Below are 17,409 nucleotides of genomic sequence, written 5' to 3' on the forward strand. Positions count from 1 at the left end.
TCTAATCTCCTTTTAAATTTGGTTCAGCCATTGATAGAGAGGGAGCATAATTGAGGCATAAATAAGCACAACTATACAGGCGATCCCTATGAAAAATAAAGGCTGAAGAATTTGGATGAATTTTGTTAGTTTTTCTTTTAACTGATCAATTAATAACTCAGAAAGAACCTGGAGTTCCCGGCTTAAGTTATCCAGGTCTGACGTTTCATGAAAGATGGAAGTAATTTGTTCTCGAAGAAATGTACAAGTATGGACAGAAGATCCAAGTAAATGACCTTCGTTTAAATGTCTGAGAATATTAGCAGCATAATAAGAGATATAGGGACTGCGCTTCTGTTCATTTATAAGCTCAAGGGCAGGTTTTAAAGAAAGGCCGGATTTAAGGAGAGAACTGAGGTGTGTTGCGAATGAAAAAGTAATGGTAAACACCATATAACTTTTTACAAGAGGAATTTTTTCATAAAGCGCAAGAAGCTGAGGAGTTGCCAATTTCTGCTTTAGCGCGTAAAAAGCAGTACAACTGATTAAGAAGACAAGAAAAACTATAAACGCCGCTGTTAAAAAAGTATCTACTCCCTTTAAAATCAGGAGGCTCCATGGTGGAGTGCCGCTGTTACTAAATAACGTGTGAAAGCTGGGAAGTATAGTATGTTTTATAACGCCAAAAGAAAGTATTAAAAAAACAAATAAAAATAAAGGATATCTCATGGCGTCTAGAAGTTTTTTAGAGTAATCATACTGCAACTGCAGCAGATCGGCACATTGACTGATTAAGAGGGGAAGGTCCTGATGAATTCTTGCAAAGTAAAGAAAAGCTACGACATGGGAAGAAAAATTAGCTTTTTTAAAAGCAGTATCAATCGGACTTCCATTATTTAGCTCTTCAAGCAGCTGGTTTGAAATATTGTGAAACGCAGGATCCCAGCTGGCCATTCTTAATGAATTTGAAATTGGGTAACCTTTGCTAAGCAGTTTACTCAATCGGTTTAAATAGGTAATCTGTTTTTTAATAGAGATTTTGGGGGGCTCTTTAGAATTTAATCTTCTAAGATAGTGTAAAGCCGAGGGCATAAGCTTTCCTCCTTAATGAAGAGAAGGTCTGATAAGAAGGGTCATCAGTGGGAGGGATATTTTTTATAGCCTTTAGCAGTGTTTCTTTTTCTAACAATTCTACAATCGCGGCTCTTGGGGGTGCTGTTCTCATCTTTTTTATTGGCAGCAGCTGCTGGGCGGCGATGGCAATTAAGGTCTGCTCTAATTCCACTGTCTTTATTTTCATCTCTTTTAACCGCTGAATGGTTCCAAAAGCATCTTTAGCGTGAATAGTACTTATTACAAGATGTCCGCTAAGCGCAGCTCGAAAAGCAAAATGTGCGGTCTCCTGATCCCGGATTTCACCCACCATCAACAGGTCAGGATCATGTCTTAAAGCTGCTTTTAAACCGGTATCATAAGTGACGCCTGCACGTTCATTAACTTGTACCTGAATAACTTCACTGATATTTTTTTCTATCGGGTCTTCAAGGGTGATCGTCTGATAGGACTGATTTTCCATAAGGGATTCAAGAAGAGCATATAAAGTAGTGGTTTTTCCGCTTCCGGTTGCCCCGGTAAATAGGATCATGCCGCTTTTGTGAGAAAGCCACTGTTTTATTACTTCTAATTGTGAAGGAAAAAGGAATAGGCGTTGTAACTCCAAATGGTTATGCGGGGAAAGAATGCGGATGGCCAGGCTTTCGGAAGAATCAATAGGCAGTGTGGAGAGCCTGAGGCTGTAGAGGGCATCACTTGTTCTGTGTTCTAACACTCCGTTTTGCGGTTTAGTCACTTCACCGATATCCATACCTGATGTAAACTTTAGATAAGCGAGAAGTTTTTGGTATACCGGCCGGGGAAGAGATGAGTGGAAGTGACGTTCTCCGTGGATGCGAAAGTAAATACTTGTTTTACTTTTGAAAGGAGAAAAGTGGATATCCGAAGCTGCCTGCTCAATAGCTGTAGAAATAAGTTCTCTTGCATTAATGACTGCGGTACTCACCTAAAATATCACCTCATTTTTTATTAGTCTTAGTTGTACTATTCGACATCAGCACGTAAAATCCTGCTTAGGCTGCACACATAAATGGAGGAATGAAAATGATTTATCTTATTGGATATATGGGAAGCGGAAAATCAACTGTTGCTTCTGTTCTCAGCAGAAAATTAAATTATGAATACATAGAAATGGATCAGCAGATCGAACAAAAAGAAGGTTTATCGATTCCAGAAATTTTTCAAAAATATGGAGAGGCTTATTTCAGGAAGGCTGAATCAGAGCTGCTGCAATCTATAAGCGGCGATGTGATTGTATCAACAGGGGGCGGTATTGTCCTTTCCGATGAAAACCGCAAATGGCTCAAAGGGAACACCGTTGTTTACCTGGATGCTTCATTTGAGACGATTGATGAACGACTTAGCGGGGATATGAGCAGGCCGCTCTGGTCCGGCCAGAAAAATGAGAATAACAAACGGTATGAGGAACGTCTGCCGCTCTATCAGTCGTCAGCTTCCTGTACAGTAAAGGTGGATGGAAAAGAGCCTGAAGAAATTGCTGATGAAGTATTATCCTGTCTAAACCTTCAAATCTCGGGCCATAATAAAGAGAGATAATGATAAAAAAGGCGTGATAAAATTTGAAGAAGAGTGACTATGCGCAGTTTTTGACTGAAGAAATGCTTAAACATATGCACATGACAAAAGAAGAGAAGCTTGAGAAAAAGCAGTTGAAATCTAAAGGCTCATCACACTGGTTTGGACTTTTACCGCTTGCCATAAAAATGATAAGACGAAAAAATAAAAAGTAGCCTTAGCGGGCTACTTTTTGTCCTGTAGATATAGAAAGATAGAATAGGCCGCCATTGGCTGTTTCAAAGGTAATTCTCGGCTTATAGCGAATTTCGAGCTGCCTGGCTTCTTTCTTATAGGATTCCTCTTCCATATCATTGCGGTTGTAAAAATCTTCTAAAAGCCCTGTCTCTGTATTCAGCTGATGTTCAGATTCCTCTGCCCACGTACTGCTCATTCTGGAAATATAATCTTGTGCGTATTCCAGCAGACGGTTATAACCGCTCTCGATCCTAATTAAAGGCGTCATAGGAAAAGTATAGTCAGAGACCTTCGAAGTTAAGGGAAGGTCTTTTATTTTATCCATAGCCTTGGATAGAACGACACCGTTTATTAAATTAAGCCCGAGGGATAAAATTTCATTTCGCGTTTGTTTTCCCCGAAAAGTCAGTAGAATATTTACAAACAGCCAGGGCTGAAGGGGAAGATGTGTCATCGGATAAGGAATGGATTCGTATAACCTTGTGAATTTTCCCTTCTCCAGGGCGAAATCATAAATTTGATGGAGCTTAGGTGTGCCTGCATGAAGAAAAACCCCTTCTTCCTCATCTCCTAAACGGATGTCTTTAAAAGACAAACTCATCGGGTCGCCGGACCTGTTCATTTTTTTAATATAGTGCCAATAAAAAGGACGGTTCATTAATGCTTCATCCAGCTCCTGGGTAAGCTGGACTTTAATAAACTTATCGTCTCTTTCTTCAATCGTACATCCATTAATAGTAAAAAATTCTTTTGTAAATTCATAGTGCGGATTGGATGTCAACTTAATTCCTTCCTTTCATTTACCGTATACTCCACATAACTCACAAGGTTTTTCATTTTTATATCGATTTCTCCTTGAGATTCTGACTCCTGAAGTATTTTTTGGACGTGGCTTTCAAAAGTTCCGCCCGGTATTCTTTCTAAAATGGCATCAAGATCACCAACCGCGTTTTGAAAGAGTTGAATCTTTTCATAAAGAAGATTCATAATATACTCCTCCAGTGTGTTCTTTATGGAAAAGTTATATATGTTCACATTGGACTCCTGTCCGAAACGGTGAATACGGCCGATCCGCTGTTCAAGTCGCATTGGATTCCAGGGAAGATCATAATTGATCATGTTATGGCAGAACTGGAGGTTAATTCCTTCAGCGCCTGCTTCAGTCGCAACCATAACCTGTGCTTTCGTTCTAAAGAGCTGTTTCATCCAATCACGCTTACTCTTATTGAATTTCCCGCTGAATGGCACAGAAGATATTCCGCGCTGCTGAAGAAACCACTGCAGGTAAAATTGGCTGGCCCTGTATTCGGTGAACACTATAAATTTTTCCCCTGACTTTTCAATTAAGTCTGCCATTTTTTCTGCTTTCGTATGGTGGGGGAGTGTGCCGAGCTTTTCCATCATAGATGTGAGCAGCTCAGAAGGCTGTTTTTCGTTCATCGCTTTCAGTGACATATAGCATGCTTCTCTTGAGGAGCATAGCTCTTTAGCAAGGGTCAGCCATGTGAAAGAAGGATAGGCTGCTCTAATTTCTTCCAGGTTATTGTAGAAACTCTGCTCTTCCTCATTAAAAGAGAGCGTAATATTCTTTACATTCCGCTTTGAGGCATCAAGACCGGTATCTTTTCGTAAGTTGCGGATCATCAATTTATTCAGCAGGGAATGAATATGCTGCTGGTTTTCTTTATCTTCTAAATTTACGTTTTTGTATTTTTTCTTAAAAGTAGTTAAATCTCCTAAATACCCTGGCTTTAATATCGAAACGAGATTAAACAGATCACTTAAATGGTTTTGTATCGGCGTTGCTGTGAGCAGAAGGCAGTATGTTTTTTTCAGCTGCTTCACAAATTGATAGTTTTTGGTTTGATGATTTTTAAGCTTATGGGCTTCGTCAATAATAATTAAGTCGTAATCGATATCGAGAATTTCTTCACGGTGCCGCTCTCTCTTAGCCATATCAATAGAGGTAACTGTAATATCCCAGTTTTTCCAATCTGCATGTTTTTTTCTAGGGGCAGCGGCCTGAATGTAGAATTTCTCGCTTAATTCCTGGATCCACTGGTTAACGAGAGAGGCAGGGGTCAAGATCAGCACTTTCTTTGCCATTCCACGAATCATATATTCTTTTAAGATAAGCCCTGCTTCAAGAGTTTTTCCAAGCCCTACTTCGTCAGCAAGTATGGCACGCCCATTCATTTCATGAACAACTGTTTCACAGGCTTTTACCTGATGTTCAAGAAAATTCATATGAGGAAGCTGCTCTATAGAAAGAAGCCCATCAAAAGAGGGGATCGACTGCAATTCCAGGCTTTTATAGGCAAGTTTATATTCTTCCCATGAACAGAGCGAATCTGTTTGTTCCAGCTGTATATTCAATTCTTTAATAAATGACGGATCATATTGAAGATTAATCATTCGTAGACCTCCTAAAAAAACAGCTGCTGCAAGATTTTTTTGAAATTTTAAAAACCGGCCTGTACGACAAGTAACGCTATGGTATAATGAAGCTGAAATTAATAGAGATTTGTCGTTAGCTTTAAAGGTTAGTATATCCAAATTAATCTAACAAAATACTAAAGCGGATGACTGCAGGGGGAGAGTCTACATAATGTAGCGCCGAAGGAGCAAGCAATTTATTGTGAATCTCTCAGGCAAAGCAGACCTCTGCAGGACGCAGCTCTGGAGAGTGTTTATGTAATAATAAACCACCCAAGAAGCAAGTGCTGTCTGCTCGGCAGTGTGAAACTTTCTGGTTAATGGACAGAGACTCCTAAGATAAGCGGTGGAGTCTCTCTTTTTTATGGGAAAAATTGATCAAGGAGTGAGAAAATGGCAGATTTAAAGCGAACCCCTCTTTTTGATGAATATCAAAAACAAGGGGCTAAAACAATTGATTTTGGCGGATGGGACCTGCCTGTGCAGTTTACGAGTATTAAGAAAGAACATGAAGCTACACGGAACGAGGCGGGACTCTTTGATGTTTCTCATATGGGAGAAGTGCTGGTAGAGGGAGAAAACAGTCTTCCTTTCCTGCAAAAAGTGCTGACAAATGATGTCTCCAAACTGGAAAGAGGAAAAGCTCAGTATACGATTATGTGCTATGAAGACGGAGGCACAGTAGATGACCTTATCGTGTATATGCTTGATGTCGATAAATACCTGCTTGTCGTAAATGCCGCCAACCGTGAGAAGGACGTCGAGTGGCTGAAATCTCAACAGGAGGGAAATGTTTCCATTACCGATGTTTCAGATGAGTATGTCCAGTTGGCGCTGCAAGGTCCGCACGCTGAAAAAGCGCTTCAGCAGCTAACAGATGAAGATCTTTCATCCATTAAATTTTTCCGCTTTCTTCAGAATGTTTCTTTTAAAGATGTAAAAGATAAGGCGATCGTATCACGTACCGGCTATACTGGCGAGGACGGCTTTGAAATTTATCTGTCAAGCGGCTCAGGTCCAGCGCTATGGCAAGCTATTTTAAAAGCAGGAGAACAATATGGTGTCCAGCCGATTGGTCTTGGAGCCAGAGACACATTGAGGTTCGAGGCTAACCTTGCGCTTTATGGTCAGGAGCTCAGTCCAGAAATTTCGCCTCTGGAAGCTGGACTTGGCTTTGCAGTTAAGCTGAACAAAGAAGCTGACTTTATCGGCAAGAAAGCCTTGAAAAAGCAAAAAGAAGAAGGATTATCCCGCAAGATCGTAGGAATTGAAATGATCGATAAAGGAATTCCCCGTACAGGCTATCAGGTTTTTGACGGAGAAAAGGAAATTGGTTTTGTTACAACAGGCACTCAATCTCCAACATTAGGCAAGAATGTCGGTCTGGCTCTGTTGGACAAAGAATACACAGAGGTGGGTACTCAAGTAGAAGTGCAAGTCCGTAAACGTACATTACGTGCGCAAATAGTGCCGACTCCATTTTATAAAAGGTAGAGAAAGAGGGAGGGTATCATCTATGGAATTTCGCTATTTACCTATGACAGAAAAAGATAAGAAAGAAATGCTGGAAACGATTGGTGTATCATCAACAAAAGAACTATTTGCAGATATTCCAGAAAATGTCCGATTCAAAGGCGAATTGAATATTAAGCCGCCAAAAAATGAATATGCACTGACAAAAGAGCTGACAGAGCTCTCCAATCAGAATATCAGTACGAAAAGCCATACAAGTTTTCTTGGGGCAGGGGTTTATGACCACTATATACCTTCTATCGTGGATCACGTAATTTCCCGGTCCGAATTTTATACAGCTTATACTCCTTATCAGCCGGAAATTTCACAAGGAGAACTGCAGGCAATCTTTGAGTTCCAGACGATGATCTGTGAGCTGACAGGCATGGATGTGGCCAACTCCTCCATGTATGATGGGGGCACCGCATTAGCTGAAGCTGTAAACCTTTCAGCAGGACAGACGAAAAAGAAAAAAGTACTAGTTTCTAAAGCCATTCACCCCGAGTCGCTTGCGGTTATCCATTCATATGTAAAGGGACCTGACCTTGAGATTGTTGAAATCAATCATAAAGACGGACTGACGGATTTAGAGCAGCTTGAGAGCGAGCTTGATGAAAATACGGCGAGCGTTGTCGTTCAATATCCTAACTTTTTTGGCCAGGTAGAGCCGTTGGATCAAGTGAAACAACTTGTAGATCGCCAGAAGAAAACAATGCTGATTGCTTCTAGCAACCCATTAGCCTTAGGCTATCTTACACCGCCGGGAGAATTTGGGGCAGACATTGTAGTCGGTGATACACAGGTCTTTGGAATTCCAGCTCAATATGGGGGGCCGCATTGTGGCTATTTTGCCACGACTAAGAAGCTGATGAGAAAAGTACCGGGGCGACTAGTCGGCCAGACGAACGATGAAGAAGGACGGCGTGGCTTCGTACTTACTCTTCAGGCGCGTGAGCAGCATATTCGACGTGATAAAGCAACTTCAAATATTTGTTCCAATCAGGCATTAAATGCCCTCGCATCTTCAGTAGCGTTATCTTCCCTAGGGAAGCAGGGATTAAAAAGAATGTCATGGATGAATATTCAAAAAGCAGCTTACATGAAGAGTCAGTTGGAGAAGGCTGGCTTTGTAACAGCATTTAATGGCTCATTCTTTAATGAACTGGTAATCGACTTAAAACGTGATGTGACAGAAGTTAATAAAAAGCTGCTAGAAAAGGGAATCATCGGAGGCTACGACTTAAATCGGGATTTCGATGAACTTCAAGGGAACATGCTAATAGCCATAACCGAAATCCGAACTAAAGAAGAGATTGATCAATTCATTAGAGAAATGGGGGATATTTGTGTCTAATCAGGACTTTCCATTAATTTTTGAATTGAGCCAGGAAAGCCGTACAGGCTTCAGCCTGCCAGAACTTGATGTTCCAGAATCAAATGTAGAGGAAATGCTTGGTGAAACATTTGTCAGAAGTGAAGCACCGGATCTTCCGGAGCTTAGTGAACTGCAGATTATGAGGCATTATACAGGACTGTCTACTCGAAACCATGGTGTGGATTCAGGTTTTTATCCGCTCGGATCCTGTACGATGAAATACAATCCAAAAGTAAACGAAGATATCGCCCGGCTTGAAGGGTTTGCTCATATTCACCCATTACAGTCTGAAGAAACCGTCCAGGGAGCCCTGGGGTTGTTGTATGATTTGCAGACAACGCTTGCTGAAATTACCGGAATGGATACGGTAACCCTGCAGCCTGCTGCAGGAGCCCATGGGGAATGGACAGGACTCATGATGATTCGTGCTTATCATGAAGCTAATGGAGATTATAACCGTACGAAAGTTATCGTACCAGACTCTGCTCATGGTACTAACCCGGCATCAGCCACTGTTGCAGGATTTGAAGCGGTAACCGTAAAATCTGATGATCGGGGCCTTGTCGATTTGGAAGATTTAAAGCGAGTAGTCGATGAACAGACGGCCGCCCTTATGCTGACAAATCCCAATACGCTTGGACTATTTGAAGAAAATATTGAACAAATGGCAGCCATTGTTCATGAAGCGGGTGGTAAGCTTTACTATGATGGCGCGAACCTGAATGCTATTCTTGGATACGCGCGCCCGGGTGATATGGGATTTGATGTTGTACACTTAAATCTTCATAAGACGTTTACAGGCCCGCATGGCGGTGGAGGACCGGGGTCAGGACCCGTAGGTGTCACCGCAGAGTTTGAGCCTTATCTTCCAAAGCCGCTGCTTGTGAAAAAAGGGGATCAGTTCGGTTTTGAATACGACCGTCCTAAATCGATCGGAAGAGTAAAACCGTATTACGGAAACTTTGGAATCAATGTCCGTGCCTATACGTATATTCGTACAATGGGAGCAGAAGGTCTGAAGAAAGTTAGTGAGTATGCTGTATTAAACGCCAACTATATGATGCGCCGACTGCAAAAAGAATACGAACTGCCTTATGATCAGCATTGTAAGCATGAATTTATTTTATCTGGAAAACGACAGAAAAAACTTGGCGTCCGCACACTTGATATTGCAAAGCGGCTGTTAGATTTCGGCTACCATCCGCCGACTATCTACTTCCCGATTAATGTAGAGGAAGCTATTATGGCAGAGCCGACAGAAACAGAGTCTAAAGAAACTCTCGATGCTTTCATATCCGCTATGCTGCAAATTGCAGAGGAAGCGAAAGAGAATCCTGAAATCGTCCAGGAAGCTCCTCATACAACGATTGTAAGCCGTATGGATGAGACAAAAGCGGCAAGAAAACCTATCCTAAGATATACGAAAGAATAAAAAAGACGCTGCTGAAATGCAGCGTCTTTAGTTTTTCTTTTTAATTTTTCCGTTCCACTTTTTAAATCCGCCTTGCAGCTGATTTAATTCTTTATAGCCTTTTTTATCGAGCATGAGCGCAGCACGTGTGGAACGGGCTCCACTCTGGCAGTAGAGATAGACAGGCTTGTCTTTGCGAATTTCAACGAGACGATTTCTCATTTGAGACAGCGGAATATTTCTGGCTCCCAATATATGACCGCCATCAAATTCCTTCGGCTCGCGAACATCGATAAGCTGTGCTTTTCTGTATCCTTGGCGAAACTCATCTTCTGTTAATGTTTTTAATACTTTTCTAGCTTTTAAATACCGAAAGATTCCAAAGCCGATTAAGAAAATAATGGCTCCTAGTAAAATCCAAAGTTCCATTCATTAATACCCCCTCTTCCCCTATCTATTATATGAGGCTTGCCGTTTGATTTCAAAGTTTTTATTTTAAGCCGTTTCATGGACTCTGCTCATTAAATCAGGTACAATCTTGCAAGTAAGAAAAAATCCAGTGACAGGGAAATAGAAGGTTATTTTCTTTCATTATCTCTGTTTCGCTCAATTAAATGGATAATTTAATAATTGACAAACTTCTACATAGTTGTTCAAGAACACAATATATGGAGAGTGGAATAATTTTGAGTACAATATATTGATTAAAAATTTAAAAATGTGGTATGTTACTAATAGATTAATAAAAATAGAGGTACGACATGCTTCCTCTCGTGAAGCATGGAGAAGGGAGAGACTTGGATGCAGATTACGTCCACTAGCAGTGATGCTAACTCTAAAATCGATATTGACCGTTTAAATGCAGACATAAGACAATTTGAACAGGTGCATGAAATTACACCTGACATGAAACTTACTCACAGCGGGGTATCACGATTGGTTATGCTCGACCGTTATGCCTTTAAAGATACAGAGAAAGTTACTCTCTCTGAAGGTGATTTTGTTGTTCTTACAGTAAAAGATGATCCTAAGTTCCCAGCTCGAGGCTTTGGTTTTATCCAGTCTATTGATTGGAATACCCACAAAGCTGTCGTAAAAGTGGAACCGGAATTTGTAAATGTGCTGGAGAATAAAGAGCAGCAGGAAACAGGATTAATTACGAGAAATCTGGATACCATCGACAAGCCTCTTGAAGTATATTACGAGCAAATTGCTTTAAGAAACGCCACAGGCCTTTCGGCGGTAGAAGTTGATGAACGGAGAAGACAGGAGAGCTTTGAAAAGTTCTATGATGAATTATCGAGTTTAAACTTCATCCCTGCCGGCCGGGTTCTTTATGGAGCTGGCTCAGGTACAGACGTTACTTATTTTAACTGCTATGTAATGCCATATATTCAGGATTCACGCGAAGGCATTTCCGATCATCGCAAACAGGTAATGGAGATTATGTCACGAGGCGGCGGTGTAGGGACAAATGGCTCCACATTACGACCTCGAAATACATTGGCCCGTGGTGTGAATGGTAAATCATCTGGTTCTGTTTCCTGGCTTGACGATATCGCTAAACTGACTCATTTAGTAGAACAGGGCGGTTCAAGACGCGGAGCACAAATGATTATGTTAGCTGACTGGCACCCGGATATTATTGAGTTTATCATTTCAAAAATGCAGAATCCGAGAATTCTTCGCTACTTGATCGAAAATACAGAAGATGAACAAATCAAGAGCCTGGCAAAGGACAAACTGAAGTTTACACCGTTAACTGAAACGGAAAAAGATTTATATCAAAGCGTTGTGAACTACAAAACTATGCCAGGTCTTGGAGGGTTTACAGAACTTGCGATCCGTGAAGCAGAAGATAAGCTGCAAACCGGAGGTACTTATACAGTGAATAATCCGGATTTCCTGACAGGGGCGAATATTTCTGTCTGTATTACGAAGGAATTTATGGAAGCGGTAGAAAATGAAACAAAGTACCACTTGCGCTTTCCGGATGTAGAATCCTACACACCCGAAGAAATGGCAGTTTATAATGCTGAATGGCAGGAAAGCGGAGATGTCAGGGAATGGGAAGCAAGAGGTTTAGGAGTGAAGACTTATCGCACCGTTCAGGCAGAAGAACTGTGGAAACTGATTAACATTTGTGCGACATACTCCGCAGAACCTGGTATTTTCTTTATCGACAATGCTAATGAAAAAACAAATGCCAGTGCTTATGGACACAAAGTGGTGGCAACAAATCCATGTGGCGAACAGCCCCTTGCCCCTTATTCTGTATGCAATCTCGCAGCTGTAAACTTAGCAGCTGTTGCTGATAAAGAAGCGAAGAAAGTAAATTTTGATAAGCTTAGAGAAACAGTAGCCACAGGGGTGAGAATGCAGGACAATGTCATTGATGCCACTCCTTACTTCCTGGAGGAAAATAAAAAGCAGGCACTTGGCGAGCGCCGAGTCGGCCTTGGCGTTATGGGACTTCATGATCTTTTAATCTATTGCGAAACCGAATACGGATCGGAAAAAGGAAATAAGCTGGTTGATGAAATATTTGAAGTAATTGCGACAACAGCTTATCGCGCATCAATTGAACTGGCTCAAGAAAAAGGAAGCTTTCCGTTCTTAGTCGGTAAGACTGATGAGGAAACTAGACAGTTAAGAGAAAGCTTTATCCAGACCGGTTATATGAGAGATATGCCGGAAGATATTCGAGATGGAGTGTTAAAATACGGAATCCGTAATTCCCATCTCCTGACGGTTGCTCCTACAGGAAGTACTGGTACAATGGTGGGTGTCAGCACGGGACTGGAGCCTTACTTCTCCTTCTCTTATTTTAGAAGCGGACGTTTAGGCAAATTTATTGAGGTAAAAGCAGATATTGTGAAGGAGTATTTGGAAGCAAATCCTGATCAGGACCCAGATCACCTGCCAGATTGGTTTATTACAGCCATGACGATGGCACCTGAGGCTCACGCAGATACGCAATGCATTATCCAGCGCTGGGTTGACAGCTCAATTTCCAAGACTGTGAACGCGCCTAAAGGTTATACTGTAGAACAAGTAGAAAAAGTATATCAGCGTCTTTATCATGGCGGTGCAAAAGGCGGTACTGTTTATGTAGATGGCAGCCGTGACAGTCAGGTTTTGACATTAAAGGCAGAGGAAAATGCTTTTGATGGTGAACAGACGGAGTTCGAATTTGAAGAAGATAATAAACCGCGCGTCGTTCTAATGGATACAATTCATGAGCTTGAAAAAACGAACGTAACCATTGGTTCAGAAGTGGGAGATACATGTCCAGTCTGCCGAAAAGGAACAGTAGAGGATATCGGCGGCTGTAACACATGTACGAATTGTAATGCCCAGCTGAAATGCGGATTATAATAGAGTAAGAAAGGGTTGCCGGAAAATTACCCGGCAGCTTTTTTTCTTTCTGTTTGTTAAGTAAAAGTATGAGAGGAATGATAAGTTTATCTTTGCTCAGGTTTTTGCAAGACAAATCGCTTCCTTGTTTTTAACAACAAACTAGTGTATCATTTTCATGAAAACTAACCGAAAGCTGTATTGGAGGTTTACCATGCCGACGCCAAGTATGGAAGATTACATAGAACAAATATACATATTAATTGAGGATAAAGGATACGCCCGTGTGTCAGATATTGCAGAGAACCTGCAAGTTCACCCGTCTTCTGTAACTAAGATGGTCCAGAAGCTTGATCGTGATAAATATCTTAATTATGAAAAATACCGTGGATTAATTTTGACCGCTAAAGGAAAGAAGATCGGCAAACGCCTCGTCTACCGTCATGAGTTACTTGAACAGTTTCTGGAAATAATTGGCGTTGATGCAGACAAAATTTACGAAGATGTTGAAGGTATTGAGCATCATTTAAGCTGGGACTCCATTGATCGAATTGGAGATTTAGTACAGTACTTTGACGAGAATGAGGAACGAGTTAAAGAGCTGAGGGAAGTTCAGCGTAAGAATGAAGAGTAAGAGGCGCCATTGGGGCGTCTTTTTTTAACGCCAAGTTCTATACGAACAGATCCTTTTCTATACATATAACGTGGGGGGATGTGCGTGAACGTAGATGGCGTATTCTCTGGTGGCGGAGTTAAAGCTCTGGCGTTTATTGGAGCACTCGAAGTGCTTGAGACCAACGGATATAAGTTCAAGAGAGTAGCAGGAACGTCGGCAGGGGCAATCATAGCCAGTCTCCTCGTTGCCGGCTATAAGGCAGAGGACTTAAAAGAAATCATGGAGGAGCTTTCATTAGAAAGAGTGATCGATCAGCCGCTCTCTGATCGAATTATGCCTTTTTCAAAATGGATGTTCCTTTATTACCGAATGGGGCTTTATAAAGGAAATATGCTTGAACAGCTTATTGATAAGTGGCTTTCTAAAAAAGGGATACGGACTTTTGCCCACCTGCCGGAAGATAGTTTGAAAGTGATTTGTTCCGATCTTACACTTGGACGAATGGTTGTACTTCCTGATGATTTAAAGGAAGTATATGGAATTGACCCACACACTTTTTCAGTAGCTAAAGCAGTGAGAATAAGTTCAAGCCTTCCCTATTTTTTTATGCCGGTAAAACTACATGGAAAAAAGGGCAAGTCTCTGCTTGTAGATGGAGGAGTACTCAGCAATTTTCCAATCTGGCTGCTAGAAAATGACCATGGAAGAAGAAAAAGACCGATTATCGGAATGCAGTTAAGCGATCCGCCTGATCAACTTCCTGAGCAGAAAATAAAAAATGCAATTCAAATGTTTCACGCTCTGTTTCGAACGATGAAACAAGCACATGACGATAGGTATATATCAGTGACGAATAGCCGGGATGTCATCTTTATTCCTGTAAAAGGGGTGCAGACGACAGATTTTTGTTTAAGTGAAAGTCAAAAGCAGGAGCTTTTGGGATTAGGCAGAAAACACGCAGCTTTATTTTTAAAACGCTGGACCAAATAAAAAGATCGAGCCACTAAATTAAAAAGAGGCTCGATCTTTTCTTTTATTATTTTTTTGACCTTCAATTACGCGGAGATTAGCTGTACTTTTCCTGCGCTGTTTCTTATTTTTCATCACTGACGGCTTCGCTGGTGATGGCTGGGCTTTCGCTGGTTTTATACTAGGTGATTTGTATTTCTGTTTTGATTGTTTAACGGCTTGCTTATATTTTTTCATTTCATTACTACGGCTGCCGCCTCTGCCGCCTGTTCGGTGCCGAAGGATGAAGAAATACAGGGCCCCGTAAATTAGAACAGCCATACCAATCATCATGATGATTGATGAAAGAAACGATGATGTGTTTGTGAATAATTGGAGTCCGATGTAAAACAAAGCCAGAGTCATCAAGGTATAGATCAATGGTGTCATCCAGTTTCTTGACATATATATAACCTCCTTCATTAAGTTTACCTTTAAAAAATTTCCCTCTTCATATACCTATACCACTTGAAGGGCATTTTCTATCATTAAATCACAGGTTTTTGCAAGTTTAATCCAATTGAATTATTAAATTTAGTTTATAACAAAGAACTGTTTTCATTTTTACCTATATTTTAAATAATATTCCCTAAAAAATATCGGACTTTCTGTCGCTTATAAATATTTCGTTAAAGTCTTTTAAGATACTTATATTTTACCCCAAAAGTTACTGTTTCACTAGTCTTTAAGCAGCTTTTAAAAGTATGAATTTTATGTTTTGGGAAACTATAAAACTGAGGTGATGAATATGTCGGACAAACGAAGACAGCAGGATCAGACAGAGCCGCCGCAAAGCATTCTTGCCAAATCATTGACGGTAGGATTTGTGGCCGGGTTGATTTGGAGTACATTTGGGAGTATCTTTTACTATTTTCATTTTACCCAGGTTTCCGCTGCCACATTTATTTTTCGTTCTTTTTGGCAGACAGACTGGACAGGTTCTCTGCTCGCAGAAATTTTATCCATTCTCGTCGTTGGATTACTGTCTATTTTTGTAGCCCTGCTCTATTTTTTAATATTAAAAAAGAAAAAAGGAATTTGGCCGGGTGTGATTTATGGAGTGTTACTGTTTGTAGTAGTTTTTATAGCTTTGAATCCTGTTTTTTCAGCAGTTCCCAGCTGGTCTGAAATGACAAGTGATTCCTATGTCACAAATATTTGTCTGTTTATTTTATATGGCGTGTTCACAGGGTATTCAATTTCTTATGAATATAGGGAATACAACCAACTGCCTCAGTGATGATAAAACCATAGTATGGTAAAATAATAGAGAATATTCATATCAAAACAGAGTAAGGATGGTGGATGCATGGGGAAGCGTTTACTATTGCTGAATGGTCCTAACTTGAATATGTTAGGACAGAGAGAACCTGAGACTTATGGCAGCGCTACGCTTAAAGATGTAGTGGATATGGTAAAAGAAGTTTGTGAACAGCATGGGTATGAATTGGATTATTTTCAGTCCAATCATGAAGGGGACTTGATTGACCGCCTGCAGAAAGCAAATAATGAAGCGGCTGGTATTATTTTTAACCCTGCTGCGTACACCCATACAAGCATTGCCCTGCGTGATGCTATAGCAGCGATAAATCCGCCGGTAGTTGAAGTTCATATTTCCAATGTTCATAAGCGGGAGGAATTTCGTCATCATTCCATGCTCGCACCCGTCTGCCTTAGCCAGATTGTAGGTTTTGGGGTAGATGGATACTGGCTGGCTGCCATGGGCCTTATTCAAAAGATAGAAAGTGAAGGGAGAATGTAATAATGGCAAAACTGGATAAACTGCGTCAGTCTTTAACAGAAAACAACCTGGACGGCCTTCTTGTAATAAGTGAAAAAAACAGAAGATATATATCTAACTTTACAGGAACTGCCGGAGCAATCTTAATCAGTCAGAAAAAAGCCCTTTTAATCACTGATTTTCGTTATATGGAACAGGCTGCTGAGCAAGCAGAAGGCTTTGAAGTTATTGAGCATAAAGTTCCTCTTCAGGAAGCGATTATAAATTTCATTAAAGAAGAGGGTCTCAAAAGAGTGGGGTTTGAAAAAGATCACTTAACATACAGCCAATATGAAGGGCTTCAAAGCGGTCTATCGGAAAAGTTAGTACCTACGGCTGGGTTAATAGAGAATTTGCGCTTGATAAAGTCCGAAGATGAGCTTAGTATATTAAAGGATGCAGTCAAGATTGCCGACGATGCTTTTGACCATATTTTAAATTACATAAAGCCGGGGATAAAAGAAATCGACGTATCGAATGAATTGGAGTTCTTTATGAGAAAGCAGGGAGCCACCTCTTCCAGCTTTGATATTATTGTTGCTTCCGGTTATCGATCTGCCCTTCCCCATGGTGTAGCCTCTGAAAAAGAGATTCAAAGAGGAGAGCTTGTTACGCTGGATTTTGGTGCCCTATATAAAGGGTACTGCTCCGATATTACCCGGACGGTAGCGGTTGGAGAAATCAGCACTGAATTAAAAGAAATTTATGATACAGTTCTTAACGCTCAGCTAAAAGGTATGGAAGGTTTGAAAGCAGGCATCACAGGGAAAGAAGCAGATGCCCTAACAAGAGATTACATTAAAGAAAAAGGCTATGGAGACTATTTTGGTCATTCCACAGGACACGGCATCGGCCTTGACGTACATGAAGGACCTGGTCTGTCGTTTAGATCCGATGTTGCACTTGAGCCCGGAATGGTAGTAACTGTAGAGCCAGGCATCTATGTACCCGGTGTAGGCGGCTGTCGTATTGAAGATGACGCCGTCATTACAAAAAACGGAAGTGAAACATTAAGTTTCGCGCCGAAAGAACTCATTACTTTATAACAG

At 40.9% G+C, this 17,409-nt stretch carries 17 protein-coding genes and 2 riboswitches; of the genes, 11 read left to right on the forward strand and 6 right to left on the reverse strand.

All coding sequences use genetic code 11. The annotated features are described in order from the left end of the window. Positions 1–12 precede the first annotated feature (12 nt). Both B7E06_RS10055 and comGA read right to left on the reverse strand, forming a co-directional pair. Positions 13–1,071, reverse strand: coding sequence for a type II secretion system F family protein (locus B7E06_RS10055; protein ID WP_082233851.1), 1,059 nt, complete (start codon positions 1,069–1,071; stop codon positions 13–15). Continuing rightward, positions 1,046–2,038: a competence type IV pilus ATPase ComGA gene (comGA, locus tag B7E06_RS10060; RefSeq protein ID WP_082233852.1), complete on the reverse strand. Its 993-nt coding sequence runs from the start codon at positions 2,036–2,038 to the stop codon at positions 1,046–1,048. The genes B7E06_RS10055 and comGA overlap by 26 nt, the downstream gene beginning before the upstream one ends. A gap of 98 nt (positions 2,039–2,136) precedes the next feature. On the opposite strand from comGA, the gene B7E06_RS10065 reads away from it, so the two are divergent. After that, positions 2,137–2,649, forward strand: a complete 513-nt coding sequence (locus B7E06_RS10065; protein ID WP_082233853.1) for a shikimate kinase — start codon at positions 2,137–2,139, stop codon at positions 2,647–2,649. Positions 2,650–2,672: 23 nt separating this feature from the next. Beyond that, positions 2,673–2,843, forward strand: coding sequence for a YqzE family protein (locus B7E06_RS10070; RefSeq protein WP_082233854.1), 171 nt, complete (start codon positions 2,673–2,675; stop codon positions 2,841–2,843). A 2-nt stretch (positions 2,844–2,845) separates the two neighbouring features. Here the strand turns inward: B7E06_RS10070 and B7E06_RS10075 are convergent, their stop codons facing one another. Both B7E06_RS10075 and B7E06_RS10080 read right to left on the reverse strand, forming a co-directional pair. Beyond that, a complete protein-coding gene (locus B7E06_RS10075; protein WP_082233855.1) occupies positions 2,846–3,646 on the reverse strand; it encodes a YqhG family protein in 801 nt (266 codons plus the stop codon). Continuing rightward, a complete protein-coding gene (locus B7E06_RS10080; protein WP_082233856.1) occupies positions 3,643–5,280 on the reverse strand; it encodes a DEAD/DEAH box helicase in 1,638 nt (545 codons plus the stop codon). The genes B7E06_RS10075 and B7E06_RS10080 overlap by 4 nt, the downstream gene beginning before the upstream one ends. Positions 5,281–5,447: 167 nt before the next feature. Next, a riboswitch (glycine riboswitch) is annotated at positions 5,448–5,539 on the forward strand. Between the two features lie 3 nt (positions 5,540–5,542). After that, a riboswitch (glycine riboswitch) is annotated at positions 5,543–5,631 on the forward strand. A 63-nt stretch (positions 5,632–5,694) separates the two neighbouring features. On the opposite strand from B7E06_RS10080, the gene gcvT reads away from it, so the two are divergent. The 3 genes from gcvT to gcvPB are packed head-to-tail and all read left to right on the forward strand — an operon-like array spanning position 5,695 to position 9,620. Beyond that, positions 5,695–6,795, forward strand: a complete 1,101-nt coding sequence (gcvT, locus tag B7E06_RS10085) for a glycine cleavage system aminomethyltransferase GcvT (RefSeq protein ID WP_082233857.1) — start codon at positions 5,695–5,697, stop codon at positions 6,793–6,795. 22 nt (positions 6,796–6,817) lie between these two features. Then, on the forward strand, positions 6,818–8,167 hold the full coding sequence (gcvPA, locus tag B7E06_RS10090; RefSeq protein ID WP_082233858.1) for an aminomethyl-transferring glycine dehydrogenase subunit GcvPA: 1,350 nt from the start codon (positions 6,818–6,820) through the stop codon (positions 8,165–8,167). Beyond that, positions 8,160–9,620: an aminomethyl-transferring glycine dehydrogenase subunit GcvPB gene (gene gcvPB, locus B7E06_RS10095; protein ID WP_082233859.1), complete on the forward strand. Its 1,461-nt coding sequence runs from the start codon at positions 8,160–8,162 to the stop codon at positions 9,618–9,620. The genes gcvPA and gcvPB overlap by 8 nt, the downstream gene beginning before the upstream one ends. A 27-nt stretch (positions 9,621–9,647) precedes the next feature. Here the strand turns inward: gcvPB and B7E06_RS10100 are convergent, their stop codons facing one another. Beyond that, a complete protein-coding gene (locus B7E06_RS10100) occupies positions 9,648–10,028 on the reverse strand; it encodes a rhodanese-like domain-containing protein (protein WP_082233860.1) in 381 nt (126 codons plus the stop codon). 372 nt (positions 10,029–10,400) lie between these two features. Between B7E06_RS10100 and B7E06_RS10105 the strand changes: the two genes are divergently transcribed. From B7E06_RS10105 to B7E06_RS10115, 3 genes are all read left to right on the forward strand, one after another. Further along, complete coding sequence (locus tag B7E06_RS10105; RefSeq protein ID WP_082233861.1) at positions 10,401–12,977, forward strand: vitamin B12-dependent ribonucleotide reductase; 2,577 nt, start codon at positions 10,401–10,403, stop codon at positions 12,975–12,977. Between the two features lie 193 nt (positions 12,978–13,170). After that, complete coding sequence (gene mntR, locus B7E06_RS10110) at positions 13,171–13,590, forward strand: transcriptional regulator MntR (protein WP_082233862.1); 420 nt, start codon at positions 13,171–13,173, stop codon at positions 13,588–13,590. A gap of 78 nt (positions 13,591–13,668) precedes the next feature. Then, positions 13,669–14,562 carry a patatin-like phospholipase family protein gene (locus tag B7E06_RS10115; RefSeq protein WP_342743625.1) on the forward strand — a complete coding sequence of 298 codons (894 nt, stop codon included), beginning with the start codon at positions 13,669–13,671 and terminating at the stop codon, positions 14,560–14,562. 18 nt (positions 14,563–14,580) lie between these two features. On the opposite strand, the gene B7E06_RS10120 is transcribed toward B7E06_RS10115, so the two are convergent. Then, complete coding sequence (locus B7E06_RS10120; RefSeq protein WP_082233864.1) at positions 14,581–14,985, reverse strand: SA1362 family protein; 405 nt, start codon at positions 14,983–14,985, stop codon at positions 14,581–14,583. Positions 14,986–15,328: 343 nt separating this feature from the next. On the opposite strand from B7E06_RS10120, the gene B7E06_RS10125 reads away from it, so the two are divergent. The 3 genes from B7E06_RS10125 to B7E06_RS10135 all read left to right on the forward strand — a co-directional run bounded on the left by B7E06_RS10125 (position 15,329) and on the right by B7E06_RS10135 (position 17,406). Continuing rightward, on the forward strand, positions 15,329–15,820 hold the full coding sequence (locus tag B7E06_RS10125; protein ID WP_082233865.1) for a YqhR family membrane protein: 492 nt from the start codon (positions 15,329–15,331) through the stop codon (positions 15,818–15,820). A 69-nt stretch (positions 15,821–15,889) separates the two neighbouring features. Next, positions 15,890–16,342: a type II 3-dehydroquinate dehydratase gene (gene aroQ, locus B7E06_RS10130; RefSeq protein WP_082233866.1), complete on the forward strand. Its 453-nt coding sequence runs from the start codon at positions 15,890–15,892 to the stop codon at positions 16,340–16,342. Positions 16,343–16,344: 2 nt separating this feature from the next. Continuing rightward, entirely contained in the window at positions 16,345–17,406 is a 1,062-nt protein-coding gene (locus B7E06_RS10135) for a M24 family metallopeptidase (RefSeq protein ID WP_082233867.1), read from the forward strand. Positions 17,407–17,409: the final 3 nt, after the last annotated feature.

Origin of the sequence: Halobacillus massiliensis, assembly GCF_900166625.1 — a bacterium.
Classification (GTDB): Bacteria; Bacillota; Bacilli; order Bacillales; family Halobacillaceae; genus Halobacillus_A; species Halobacillus_A massiliensis.

Bases quoted from the DNA above. Each gene is read 5' to 3' on its own strand.
- B7E06_RS10055 (WP_082233851.1), bottom strand. From the start codon at position 1,071: ATGCCCTCGGCTTTACACTATCTTAGAAGATTAAATTCTAAAGAGCCC.
- B7E06_RS10065 (WP_082233853.1), top strand. From the start codon at position 2,137: ATGATTTATCTTATTGGATATATGGGAAGCGGAAAATCAACTGTTGCT.
- B7E06_RS10080 (WP_082233856.1), bottom strand. From the start codon at position 5,280: ATGATTAATCTTCAATATGATCCGTCATTTATTAAAGAATTGAATATA.
- gcvT (WP_082233857.1), top strand. From the start codon at position 5,695: ATGGCAGATTTAAAGCGAACCCCTCTTTTTGATGAATATCAAAAACAA.
- gcvPA (WP_082233858.1), top strand. From the start codon at position 6,818: ATGGAATTTCGCTATTTACCTATGACAGAAAAAGATAAGAAAGAAATG.
- B7E06_RS10100 (WP_082233860.1), bottom strand. From the start codon at position 10,028: ATGGAACTTTGGATTTTACTAGGAGCCATTATTTTCTTAATCGGCTTT.
- B7E06_RS10105 (WP_082233861.1), top strand. From the start codon at position 10,401: ATGCAGATTACGTCCACTAGCAGTGATGCTAACTCTAAAATCGATATT.
- mntR (WP_082233862.1), top strand. From the start codon at position 13,171: ATGCCGACGCCAAGTATGGAAGATTACATAGAACAAATATACATATTA.
- B7E06_RS10115 (WP_342743625.1), top strand. From the start codon at position 13,669: ATGTGCGTGAACGTAGATGGCGTATTCTCTGGTGGCGGAGTTAAAGCT.
- B7E06_RS10120 (WP_082233864.1), bottom strand. From the start codon at position 14,985: ATGTCAAGAAACTGGATGACACCATTGATCTATACCTTGATGACTCTG.
- B7E06_RS10125 (WP_082233865.1), top strand. From the start codon at position 15,329: ATGTCGGACAAACGAAGACAGCAGGATCAGACAGAGCCGCCGCAAAGC.
- aroQ (WP_082233866.1), top strand. From the start codon at position 15,890: ATGGGGAAGCGTTTACTATTGCTGAATGGTCCTAACTTGAATATGTTA.
- B7E06_RS10135 (WP_082233867.1), top strand. From the start codon at position 16,345: ATGGCAAAACTGGATAAACTGCGTCAGTCTTTAACAGAAAACAACCTG.